We start from the raw sequence: 12074 nt of genomic DNA, 5'->3' as shown, positions 1-12074 counted from the left end.
CATTTGAAATGCCTGTTATATAGAGTATGACAATTTTTATTTCAAACCGAAATTACGTGATAATTCTTCATCATGAGAAGCAACAGCTTCTGCAGTTTTATTAAGCTGCATATTAATTTCTTGTAATAACTGTGCGAAGTTTTGTACTTTTGGCTTTAATTGATTGAACTGTTGATCAAAACCTTCGAAAGCACGACCTTCCCATTCTCCTCTTAATTCATTTTGTAAATTTTGTAGTTGACTTAAAATGTCCTCAATTTGATTTGCACCTTGTCCATATTGAGCTGCTTTCGATTTAAGCTCCTCTGGTGACATACGAATTTGTCCAGCCATTTTCATTTCCCCTTTAATACATAATGAGCAAAATATAAATTGGTTAATTTTACTAAATATATTATAATGTATTATTTTGAACTTTAAAACATTTTATCTTTCTATTGAATATTAGAATATTAATATTCAACTTTTTCTTACTTTACAAGATTTTATGCAAAAAAGACCACCAAAAGGCAGTCCCTGAAAACTCAATCCCATCCCGCGCTCCACTACTTTCTCATACAAATAATTCGCAACGATAGTATCTACTACAGCCAAACCAACTGATTTGAAAATAGTAATCTCTTCATCATTTTCGTGACCAGCTTTTCCCCCTTATAATTTAACCAATTTCGGCGTGGAGATTGCTAGTTTTATCAAAATTTGAAGATTACCTGTTTCTAGATCCTATTCAATTAAGCAATCCTACAAATGCCTCTTCTTCCTCATCTATAAAACCTACAAATATAATTCCTTCAATATCCTCATGATTAAATACAAATGTATAATCAGGATTCATGTATCCTTCTGGATAAAAACAGCCAATATAGTCATACATCACAAGTTCTTTAATCCCAAGTTTTTGTTTTCTTTCATAGTTATTTATGTAAATTCAGCTCGTTTTTTTGTTTTGGGTGAAAAAATTTTTAACTTGATAGAAATGTGGTGCTGCACCTATTAGGCAAATTTGACAAAGAAAAGATACCCAAAGGTGCCTTCCTCCCACTTGAACCATCTTAATTTTATTGTGTTGTTATTATATAAGAAAAGAAGACATCACTTAAGATGTCTTCTTTTCTTGTACACTTGGTGTTAAGAAGGTATTTATTGCTTAAAAACCATAAAAAAATATAACAATCATCGAGTAAATCTATTATAGCATCAATAAATAGAGTTTTTATATGCATTTTTACATATATATAGATTTATTTATGTTTTATCTATATAGTTAAATTGTCTGTTTCTTGTTTTAATTCGTTTGTTTATTTTGAGTGCTCCAGCAATGGAGCCTTTTTTTATGCAATAAAACATTTTCTTAGCATTACTTAGTTGATCTATATTAACTTTACCCTCTTAAATTATATCTATATTTTACCAAACAATTATGTAGATAACCAGTTTTTTCTAATAATCTAGTGGATTGATAATTTTAATGGTAGTTATTAATACTTACAGGAAAATTCAGTATGCAATGGAAATTGAGAAATCAAGAATTATAAAAAACTTATAGTATCTTTTGTAAAAGCATATTTATAATTTGTATATTAACATGTTATAATTTAATTTCTAAAACTACCAAAAAAGGACTGCCAGTAATGGTGGTCTTTTTTAAATTGGTAAGATTGTACTAGGTTGAGCAAAAAAATGGAACCGAAAAAGTTATTTCTAATGAGGATAGCCTTCTTATGATGAAGTTTCATTCAGTGAATCTGCAAGCAAACATAAAAGAAGGAAAAAATTACGATTTTACTTTACGTGGATATAGAGTACCTATACTTTCATGGTTTCCAAATTTAGATGGTGCCGAACCACAAAATTAGCACTATTCTTTAATAAAAAATCCTACTCATTTTTTAATGAGTAGGATTTTTTATTAAAGAGCTATTTCGTATTAATTTGTGCCATCATTTAATATGCTATTTTTAAATGATTTCCAAATTTGATGACTAATTATCTAAATTTCTAAATTCTACAAAGCACTATCAATTAAACAATTATTAAATATATCTTCTCTCTAAAACATCGTATTATCATTAGCTGCTTCACTTGGAATCTCTTGAATTACATCCCAGTGTTCGACAATCTTTCCATCCTTGATACGAAATATATCCACTATAGCAACTCCCTTATCTTGAGAATTAGTACGAGAGTGTACATGAAGAGCAACTGTATCCCCTTCAGCTACTACACGTTTAATCTCTGCAGAGGAATTAGGATTTTTAACAAAATCCTCCTTAAAGAAATCCATGAAGGCTTTTCGTCCATCAGCAACAAAAGGATTATGTTGCTTATAATCTTCACTAACATATTTAGGGATAATATCGATATTATGTTTGTTAAAAACTTCATTATAGAAATCAACTACCATCTTTTTATTCTTTTCATTTTCTTTTACTTCTTTTGATACAGAAGCGACATTTTCGCTCTTTATTGAGTTCCCTTTGTTATTACCGGTGGAAGCTTGAAATATCAAAGTCGATACAATTCCTAAAATAAACACAGAAATAATTATTACTATTAAACTTTTCTCTAATTTCATATATACCTACCTCTTCTACTTAAATAAGTTTTCTTCTATAAAAAGCTTGAAGAAGGAGAAACCTTCCCCAAAATGTAATGTCAGGGGTAATGTTAGGAATTTCATTTATCCTAACCTCCCCCTATACAAGGCATATTAGAAACGATTAACTCTAACTTAATACCTCATTAACAGTTGCACTGTCCACAATTTGAATAAACTTCTTAACCTTATCGTTCTCATCAAACTTATAAAGATGACAAAAATCTGCTACAAATGACTTCCCTGTAGCTTTATATGTTCCACTATATTTTCCATAAACGATAACAGTATTGTTATTAAAAGCATAAATTTCATCTTTAGCGCTATAGTCATCCCATTCTGTGCCAAGACGTTCATGTACGTTTTTCACTACTTCATCTGGACCTATATAAGTACCTGCATATGGAAACCCAGCAGCTTCTGTCCAAGATACATTTTCACTTAAATACGTTTTGAACGCATCCAATTTCCCTTCGCCAGTTAACACATACGTTTCATGTAATAGTTTTTGATATTTATTCATATCATTAACCCCAAGGCATTTCTTTTGTTACAACTTTTGCACTTAATTCTAATACACCTTTATTTGCATAGCCTGGATATGCTGCTTCAAGTTTTGCCACAAAATCTTTTGAAGTTCCACTTTCCTCAGAAGCTTGAACCGCCGTTCTTAGATAATCCATTGTCGCAGTAAGTGCTTGATTATTTAGGGATTTTTCGATTGATCCATGGCTAGGCACAATTATGTCAGCATGTAATGCTTGTAATACTTTCAAGTTCTCAATCCATGCCTCCATAGCCGCTTTTGAGCTAGTATCCGCTAAGAATACATGTATTTCGTTAAATACATCGATACCACCAATTAATACTTTTAGTTCTTTATTAAATAGGCTAGTTCTGTAATGATCTAAGCCTACTAGTTCAAATGTTAACCCCTGAAAATCAATCGCTTTTTCTTTAAATACTTGAGGTAATACCACGTTACTTGGTGCATTTTCTCCAAGGGCGTCTTTCCAAACTTTTAATTTCCCTAAGACAGAATGAACGATATGTTCAACAGTAGACTCTGTTGCATACGCTATAGCTTCTGGGTAAACGGCTTTAATGCTCTCTAATCCAAAGTAGTAGTCTGGATCCCCATGAATAATAAAGATTTTATCTAAAGATAAGTTGTTTTTTTTCAGATACTCAACAATTTCTTTCGAATCAGATTGAGTAAATTTTGAGTTTATTAAAAATGCATGTCCTGCTTTCTCAACTAATGTTGCTGTGACCATAAAGCTTTTTTCGTCCGAACTAAACACCGTTAATTTCACATCTTTTTGATTTGTATCGATTGTTTTAAACATAGTATGTTATTCTCCTTTTGTTAAAGTTATTAACTAATTATCATATTTTTATCTTGTTCCGATAAAATCTCCCACTCCCATTTATCTGAAAGTGTAATAGTACTAGCGAATATTCCGGAGATCAATGTCAGGTGGCCTAAGATAACGTGTTTGCTACTATATCCTAAATTTTCTTAATATAAATTTTTAAAACGCGCTTCAATTTTATCCGGTGTCATTACGCCACCACCAATAGGAATAATTTGATTATCCTTTTGTAAAAGTAAGGAAGGATAGCTATTAACACCAAGCTGTCGAACTTTATTGAAATCATTTTGGACATCTATTATTGTTTCTTGAGCGTTTAAACGTTCTAATACTTGTTCAGGGTCCAAACCATGCTCGATTGCAATCTTGCGATATGTTTCAGGATCACTCAGACTTTGTCCCTCATAATAAAACGCTTTTTGCATAGCCGAAGTGAATTCTAATAAACGGTCTGGCGCTAATGAGCGTAAAGCTGAAAAGCCAATTGCAGCATCTTTCGAATTCATTTTAAAAGTCCCTTCCTCCACCAATTTTTGATATGAAGGACCAAATTCAGCACCTGTAAGTTGATTAATTCTTTTATTTCCTTCTTCTATATATGAGAAGTTTTTCATTGGTAAATTATCTAAAAATAGCCCTCCACATAAAACCGTTAATGGTACTTCAGTGTGGTTTTTGTAAAATCCTTTAATACTTTCTGAAAAACCATAGCACCATCCACAATATGCATCCCATACGTAAATAAGGTTATCTTGTTTCGTCTCCATTTAAATCTCCTACCTTTTTTTTATTATCCAGCTCAACTAAATTTTTGGTTTATATAAGTACATATTTTTATACCTTGTTCTTTTTTAGATACCTTACTATATTTCCCCAAAACTAATATTTCCAAAGAAAGATCCACCAAGGTTTTTAACAAAAGATAACATTGCACCTTATTGCCCCGTAACAGAAAATACTAAAGCTTGGAATATGCATTGATTTAAATGTGTTAGTAACTTTCTACACCGGGTGGCAACGTATGGACCACCATCCTTAATTAAATATATAAATCATATTTTTAGCAGATATTAGTTGTAACTAAATTAATTACATCTTTATGTAACCATTTTAGTTACAACTAATGTAGAAGTCAATTCTTTTTTTCGAAAACATTAAATTTCTACATTATAACGAAATTCTGTGTTAACTTGTAAAAAAAAAGAGGAGCCATCTCCTCTTCATAAATAAACACTATTTAATTTGTTCCTTATACTCATGGTTAACAACTACATACCACTTTCCTGTATCAAATTTTTCTTTATTAATCACGTAAACTTTACTTTCTCTCATTACCTCCCCTGGTTTTAATCCCTTAGTAATACTAGAGGTCTCGCCTTTTTCAACCGCATAACTACTAGCTGCCAACACATCACTTTGGTAAGCATTATCATTTTCATCCACTAAATCCACTGATGGTAAAACGGCTAATTTCATCGGTTCGTTTGTGATATTTTTCCCTTCTGCTTCTACAACAATAAAGACATGTCCATCTTCAGGTTTTTGGAATCCTATACTCTCTTTACCAACCTTATCTCTTTCTACAACTCTTTTTACAGTTACATCAAATTTAGGTGTATGAAAATCCTTGTTTACAGCATACTCTTTTTCTTTTATTTTTGATTTCTCTTTTGCTTGTTCTGTATTTTTCTGCTTTGTATTCTCTTTCGTTTGCGTCTCATCAGTCGTTTGCACTTTCTTTTCTTCTTGTTTAGAATTGGTTTCTTTAGATTCTGAAGAAGTTTTGTCGGATGTATTGCCACAACCAGATAAATTGAATACTAAAGCGCCACCTAAAATACATGTAGTAAATTTTTTCAACATCTCTTTTTATCCCCCAATAACACGATATGTAAATTCCTTACTTATCATAGCAAAAAATATGATCTTAAATTGTTGCATCTTGTCGAATGATTAAGAATAATCAATTGCTTTTACGTAAAATAAGAAGACCACGAATAAGTAACCTCGTAAAATGAGTAAAAAAACTAGCAACTTACAGAAAATCCCTCTAAAATGATTATTATATATACTCGGAACTGTAGAATGGGATTAAAGACAAAAAACACATTTAGGAGGTTATCATGACGTTTAATGAACTGAAAATAAACAAGCCAACACCCCAATGGATTGAGAATGATGAAGATGGGGAATTTTTCACTGAAGAAAATATAAGTGCAACAAATAAAGTTCTTGATACTTACATAAATAATTTAGAGCAATTGGGAGAAAATCCAACTGAAATCGAAATAATGCATGTTGTTAAAGAGATTGTTCTTAACATAAATGAATTAAATGACGAACATGACTATTTTATTGAAACAATGGAAAGAGAAGATCTCTATGAATTTATCGATACAGCAGCACGAATAGTTGGCTTAGAATCCGAAGAAGATATAACAGAAGAATGGCGAGAATGGTAAAAAGTTGCCCCTCTAATAATTAGAGGGGCAACTTTTTTCATATACCAATTGAATGAATGATTTGATGTCCGCACAGAATTCATACATTGCAACATAATATTAAAAGGATTCAATTATAAATACTAGCACACCCACATCAACAAAAAAGACCACCAAAAGGCAGTCCCTCAAAACTCAATCCTATTCCCAATCCCGCACTCCACCGCTTTCTCATACAAATACTTTGCAACAATAATATCTACTACTGCCAAACCAACTGATTTGAAAATAGTAATCTCTTCATTATTTTCGCGTCCAGCTTTTTCTCCACTTATAATTTGACCAAGTTCAGCGTGAATGGCGTTTGCTTTGAATAGACCTTCTTTTATCGGAACTTGAAGGTCTCCTGTTTCGTCTAGTGCTGCTTCTTTTGATTCGACTACTACTTTGTTTGCTCCCGCGATGGCATGGGATGGTAGTTCTTGCATGTTCGGTTTGAATGAGCCGACGGCGTTTATGTGGACGCCTTTTTGTAGTTTTTCTGAGAAGACTGGTGTGGATGCGTTCGTAGTTGTGACGATGATGTCTGCTTCGCTTATTGCTTCATTTGCATTTGTGTGAACATATGCAGGTTTGTTGAATCTCTCTTGTATATATTCCGCAAATGCATACGCCTTTTCTTCTGTGCGATTGTATAAGATGACTTTTTCGATATCTCTAACCGCAAATATTGCTTCAGCAATTCCTTTCGCTTGTTCACCCGTGCCGATAATGCATAAAGTTTTTGCGTTATGACGAGCTAAATATTTTGTCGCTACTCCTGATAAGGCGCCTGTTCGAATCATCGTTAAGTACGATCCTTCTAAAAGTGCGAGCGGTTCTCCCGTTTGAAAGTCTGATAGCATCACAATCCCGTTGATCGTTTTCTTTCCTATCTGTTTATTTTGCGGGACTACCGTTACTACTTTTAAGCCAAGTGCCTCAAGCCCTTCCGCTACTGAAGGCATAATTAATGCCGTATTTCGCTCGTTCGCAAATGGTAATGAGCCCCTTATTGGTGTAATCGTTCTTTCTGCGGAAAATTCTTTTAAAGCAAGCGCCGCGTATTCAATAACTTCATTCATATTTACTAAGTTTCTTTGTTCGTTCGCGCTTATGACTAACATATCTTTCCACCCCCTCCTTCTATCCTAACAAAAATCCACGGTTCAAATCATCTCTCGGGTCTACAACGAACTGATGAAATCCTGTAATAAAGGCATGCCCCGTTACTTTTGGAACGACAGCTTCATATGTATCTACTGCGGTTACCGACAATACTTCCCCCTCGAATTTCCCGTCAGTAATGCATTCATGGACGAAAATTTCTCCCTTTTGTAAAGCATCTTTTTCAAAAAGAGTTGCGATTCTTGCGGAAGTTCCTGTACCGCAAGGAGAACGATCTACTTGCCCATCAGCAAAGATTGTTACATTTCGTAAAGTTGCGTCTTCTCCTTTCGGTTCATCTGAGAAAATAACGCCGTATATCCCTTTTAATCCTTCTTCAAGTGGATGCTTCACTTCCATTTCGCTCTCGATGTAGTGCTTAATTTTACCGCCCCACGCTTGAATAGCAGATAAGTCTTTGAAATCGACTTTCAAGCCAAATTCTTTACAGTCTACTACCGCATAAAAAGCTCCGCCAAACGCGATATCTACTTGAAATTCATAGTTATCTATTTTAATAGGAACGTCTTTTTTGTATACAAAGGAAGGAACATTTTCAAATGATACGGACTCTACTTCGCTCCCGTTATATGTTGCATACGCAATGACTTCCCCAGCAGGGCTATCAATAATGAACTGTTGTTTCTCACCTGTCACTTCAAACATGCCTGTTTCAATTCCGACTGTAATAACAGCAATAATGCCATGACCACACATCGTACTCCATCCTTCGTTGTGCATAAATAATACGCCAAAATCAGCGTGAGCACTCGCAGGCGGAGTAATGATACAACCGTACATGCCGTGATGTCCTCTCGGTTCATACATAAGAACTTCGCGAAGATGATCCAAATGTTCCATGCAGTACGCACGTCTTTCTAGCTGCGTGTCTCCTTTTATTTCCGGCACGCCGCCCGTAATAATTCGAAGCGGTTCCCCAGCTACGTGAGCATCAATTGTTGTGTACACTTTACTAACCTTCATTTCTATCTCTCCCCTATATGTTGATACTCTTTTTATTGCAAATATCATGCCAACGCATAGGATATAAATTTGTATACATTGTTTAAAAAAGCATACATTACTGTCTATTTTTTTATACACTGTCCAGAGGCTATGTTATGGAGCCCCTTGATACAACCAGTCTTATTATTTTCACTGGAAAGTTACTTCCACCCCCAACATATACTGTTCAAAAGCAAAAAGGAAGTGATCCAATGTATTACGGAACAAAGGGCTGGTACGTAGCTGAACTAAAAAAATTAGGCGTACGCTATCATGAAGGACGAAAACTAGAAAGTTACCGCGGGCACATCTTGCGCAATTTACTACTTGCACAACAAGAGAAATTAAAAGAACAGTAACATTCTAATGTAACGATATCGGCGATTCTCGGAATATATCAGCGATTCAACACAATATATCGGCGATTCGACATGTAATATCGACTTACCGACAAATTTCGCTAATTCATCTACCTAAACCACCAACCGATTACACATCAATACAAACAAAAAAGGTCACCCAAACGGGTGACCTTTCTTTCTTATTCACAAACAAGAATCTGTCTAGTAAATGATCCTTTTCTTGTAATACAGCGATCTGTAATTTCGAATCCTGCTTCATGGATCATGTCGTCCATTGTTTCCATCGTGACAACGACTACTTTTTTCGCGATGCGGCGTGCACTTGAGAGAATTGATAGTTGATCTTCTGGTGTGGCATGCGTAAATAAGTCGTACGGCATATCGATAATGGCAACGTCATAGTTCTCAGTAATTTCCTCGATCGGCCCTTTTGTTACTGTTCCTTCAAATCCGAAATGTGCGATGTTTTTTCTCGTTCCAAGAACTACAAGTGGATTTATATCTCTACCAACGATGTTAATCCCCATAGAAAGTGCTTCTACTACTACTGTTCCAATACCGCAGCACGGGTCAATTGCTCGTACTCCCTCTGGATTTGGTACAGCGATATTTGCAACTGATCTCGCAACACGTGTGCTAAGAGATGTCGAATAACTATGCGGTTTTTTTATGTGATGATACCAAACTGGTTCGCTTTCTACATAGTGCCCGAAGTACCAGCGTCCTCCAAGAGGAACAATCCCGAATACACGCTCTGGATTACGAACATCCGCTTCTCCTTCAATATGCATGCCGAGGTCTCTTTCAATAAGACGTCTTTCTCCATATTCAATTTTATTCTCTCCAACAAGGTCATTGATTTTAACGAAGATGACTTTGAACGTCGCTCCCGCCAAATCAATTTGTTCCACTTGTTTTAAAATGCTTTCTAAGTCGTCCCCTTCATACATAACTTCAATTCGCTCTTTAATAAACGCACTTCTACTCGGGTCAATTTTGACATCACTTTTTAAAATATTAACGTGGGACTCCATTCCAAAGAACGAGCGCATTTCCAAGTAACATAAAGCACGCTCCTCCTCACGAAATGCATACGTATATATACAGGCAGGTGTTTTACTATGATTATTCAATCTATTATCATCCTCTATCGTTTAAAATTGTTATGATTACAATTACTCAAATACTTTTCTTTTGTATATAAAATTAAATGATATCATATGCCGGAAATAAAGAGAAACGTTAATAAATAAAAGAGACTGCCAATGGCAATCTCTTATTATTTATTAACGGAAAGAAGACACGTTGTTACCCATTTCTTCATAGTAATCTAAAATACCTTGATAAATTGCTTCTGCTGCACTTTGTCTCTGCGCTGGTGTAGCTATTTTATCTGCATCACTTTTATTATCTACAAATGCTAATTCTGCTAATACAGCTGGCATTGTATTTTCTCTAATTACGTATAAATCGCCTTTTTTCACACCACGATCTTTTGTTCCCAGTGCATCTACAAGACGCTCTTGAATTTTTTCTGCTAGTAAACGACTTTCTGATACGTTAGGATTTGTTCCTCTTGCTGTCGCTGATTCATAGTAGAACGTTTCTGTACCTTGTCCATTTTTCTCTTCCGTGCCATTACCATGAATACTTACAAAAATATCCCCATTATTTTTTTGAGCAAATTCTACACGTTTCTTTAAAGAATCAGAAGCACTTGTTCCTGGACGTGTATCATCTGTACGAGTGAATAACACAGTAAATGGTGTCTTTTTCTCAAATATTTTCTGTAATCGTAGTGATACATCTAATACAGTTTCACTTTCTTTCTCATAATAACCTGGATTACCTGAATCCGCTCCACCATGACCTGGATCAATGATAATCGCTTTTCCTTCTAAGAAGTTACCTTGCTTCACTGGATTTAATTGATTTTTATTAACCCATTGGAAACCAGCGCCCATGCGGATACGAATCCAGCTGCCGTTCTCTTCAATAACAGTTACTTGTTGTGCGTTATGTGTTCCCATTACTTTTGAAGAAGAAGAAGCTTCTGCATAAGTAGTGAATCCTTCATTAATAACTTCTGTTTTCTCTACTAAAGGTGTCCATTTATCACCTTTACTTGTTGCAATTTTGATCCATCCATCTCGTTCTTCTTTAATTTCAACCATTTGTGGATTATGCTGATTTGCACTAATCCCAGAACTTAATGATGGTGCGTGATATGTAATGAATTTTCTATCTATGTACATTTTCTTTGTTTCTACTGGACGATCACTATTCTTGCTAAATTTATCTGTTTGCGCAGTAAGTTGAGCTGCTTGTTCACGCGTAATAGAATCATTCGGTTTCCAGCCATCCTCTGTACCTAACGAAAGTTTTAATTCTACTAAAATATTAACTTCTTCTTTACCCCAATGATTCTCTAAATCAGCAAATTTTGTAGGAACTGGTCCTGTTACTTTGCTTTTCAGATTATATGCTCTTACAAGCATAGCTGCCATTTCAGCACGAGTTACTTTTCCTTCAGGATCAAATACTCCTGGTTCTCGCCCTTTAATAATATTCTCTTTTTCCATGGCTGCAATAAATGAAGCTGCCCAACTATTTTTTGCATCATTATAAGACGGCTTTGCATTTGGATCTATTTTAGCACCAATTGCTGTTGCGATAATCTTTGCTGCCTGAGCACGTGTTAAATTTCCGTATGGCATAAAGTTACCATCTGGCATACCGTTAATTACATTTCTCTCTACTAAATAATAAATTGCGTCTTTTGACCACGCACTATCTGAAACATCAGGAAATTTCTTCGTTTCTGCTAAACTACTAATTGGATGTGCTAGTAAATTTGCTGCTAATAAACCTGCGGCTATTGCTTTGTACTTCATGAAAAATAAATCTCCTCTCAAAACTTCATATTCATACAATTTTTTTAATCAAGCTAACTAAAAAATATTAACTATTAATTAATCCCTTTCATAGTGTATAACATTATATATCTATAGTAAATACGTTTCCGGCCGTATAACAAAAATCGCATATATATAACTTATAATGAATGTATATAAAAACTTTAATCAGC

At 34.5% G+C, this 12074-nt stretch carries 13 protein-coding genes and 2 pseudogenes; 3 read left to right on the top strand and 12 right to left on the bottom strand.

Annotated features, from left to right (window positions below):
- Positions 1-36: 36 nt before the first annotated feature.
- From N2V80_RS04625 to N2V80_RS04615, 3 genes and pseudogenes are all read right to left on the bottom strand, one after another.
- Positions 37-333 (bottom strand): WXG100 family type VII secretion target, encoded by a 297-nt coding sequence (locus N2V80_RS04625; RefSeq protein ID WP_000918587.1) that lies wholly within the window; start codon positions 331-333, stop codon positions 37-39.
- A gap of 126 nt (positions 334-459) precedes the next feature.
- Positions 460-651 (bottom strand): annotated as a pseudogene (locus tag N2V80_RS04620) (hypothetical protein); the annotation flags it as partial.
- A gap of 76 nt (positions 652-727) precedes the next feature.
- Positions 728-913: pseudogene (locus N2V80_RS04615) on the bottom strand (DUF4176 domain-containing protein); the annotation flags it as partial.
- 808 nt (positions 914-1721) lie between these two features.
- Here N2V80_RS04615 and N2V80_RS04610 point away from each other — a divergent pair.
- A complete protein-coding gene (locus tag N2V80_RS04610; protein WP_000975275.1) occupies positions 1722-1856 on the top strand; it encodes a hypothetical protein in 135 nt (44 codons plus the stop codon).
- Between the two features lie 194 nt (positions 1857-2050).
- Here the strand turns inward: N2V80_RS04610 and N2V80_RS04605 are convergent, their stop codons facing one another.
- From N2V80_RS04605 to N2V80_RS04585, 5 genes are all read right to left on the bottom strand, one after another.
- Positions 2051-2575, bottom strand: a complete 525-nt coding sequence (locus tag N2V80_RS04605; RefSeq protein ID WP_000764219.1) for a nuclear transport factor 2 family protein — start codon at positions 2573-2575, stop codon at positions 2051-2053.
- 151 nt (positions 2576-2726) lie between these two features.
- Positions 2727-3119, bottom strand: coding sequence for a nuclear transport factor 2 family protein (locus N2V80_RS04600; protein WP_001046361.1), 393 nt, complete (start codon positions 3117-3119; stop codon positions 2727-2729).
- Positions 3120-3123: 4 nt separating this feature from the next.
- Positions 3124-3945: a hypothetical protein gene (locus N2V80_RS04595; RefSeq protein WP_000477273.1), complete on the bottom strand. Its 822-nt coding sequence runs from the start codon at positions 3943-3945 to the stop codon at positions 3124-3126.
- A 173-nt stretch (positions 3946-4118) separates the two neighbouring features.
- Positions 4119-4739 (bottom strand): DsbA family protein, encoded by a 621-nt coding sequence (locus tag N2V80_RS04590; RefSeq protein WP_000448622.1) that lies wholly within the window; start codon positions 4737-4739, stop codon positions 4119-4121.
- 466 nt (positions 4740-5205) lie between these two features.
- The gene (locus tag N2V80_RS04585; RefSeq protein WP_061655628.1) at positions 5206-5835 is read right to left on the bottom strand and encodes a hypothetical protein; all 630 of its coding nucleotides are present in this window, start codon (positions 5833-5835) and stop codon (positions 5206-5208) included.
- A 260-nt stretch (positions 5836-6095) separates the two neighbouring features.
- Here N2V80_RS04585 and N2V80_RS04580 point away from each other — a divergent pair, with 260 nt between their 5' ends.
- On the top strand, positions 6096-6434 hold the full coding sequence (locus N2V80_RS04580) for a hypothetical protein (RefSeq protein ID WP_061655627.1): 339 nt from the start codon (positions 6096-6098) through the stop codon (positions 6432-6434).
- A 167-nt stretch (positions 6435-6601) separates the two neighbouring features.
- Here the strand turns inward: N2V80_RS04580 and N2V80_RS04575 are convergent, their stop codons facing one another.
- Positions 6602-7579, bottom strand: coding sequence for an ornithine cyclodeaminase family protein (locus N2V80_RS04575; protein ID WP_000960330.1), 978 nt, complete (start codon positions 7577-7579; stop codon positions 6602-6604).
- 19 nt (positions 7580-7598) lie between these two features.
- Complete coding sequence (locus tag N2V80_RS04570; protein WP_172793973.1) at positions 7599-8651, bottom strand: proline racemase family protein; 1053 nt, start codon at positions 8649-8651, stop codon at positions 7599-7601.
- Between the two features lie 89 nt (positions 8652-8740).
- Between N2V80_RS04570 and N2V80_RS04565 the strand changes: the two genes are divergently transcribed.
- Positions 8741-8983: a YflJ family protein gene (locus N2V80_RS04565; protein WP_000433499.1), complete on the top strand. Its 243-nt coding sequence runs from the start codon at positions 8741-8743 to the stop codon at positions 8981-8983.
- 182 nt (positions 8984-9165) lie between these two features.
- On the opposite strand, the gene N2V80_RS04560 is transcribed toward N2V80_RS04565, so the two are convergent.
- Both N2V80_RS04560 and N2V80_RS04555 read right to left on the bottom strand, forming a co-directional pair.
- Positions 9166-10119 carry a TRM11 family SAM-dependent methyltransferase gene (locus N2V80_RS04560; protein WP_001059308.1) on the bottom strand — a complete coding sequence of 318 codons (954 nt, stop codon included), beginning with the start codon at positions 10117-10119 and terminating at the stop codon, positions 9166-9168.
- A 153-nt stretch (positions 10120-10272) separates the two neighbouring features.
- Entirely contained in the window at positions 10273-11880 is a 1608-nt protein-coding gene (locus tag N2V80_RS04555; protein WP_000875323.1) for an N-acetylmuramoyl-L-alanine amidase, read from the bottom strand.
- Between the last annotated feature and the right edge of the window lie 194 nt (positions 11881-12074).

Origin of the sequence: Bacillus sp. FSL W8-0640, assembly GCF_038007725.1 — a bacterium.
Classification (GTDB): Bacteria; Bacillota; Bacilli; order Bacillales; family Bacillaceae_G; genus Bacillus_A; species Bacillus_A cereus.
The sequence above is the reverse complement of the archived record's forward strand: the minus strand, read 5'-3'. Positions and strand labels throughout refer to the sequence as shown.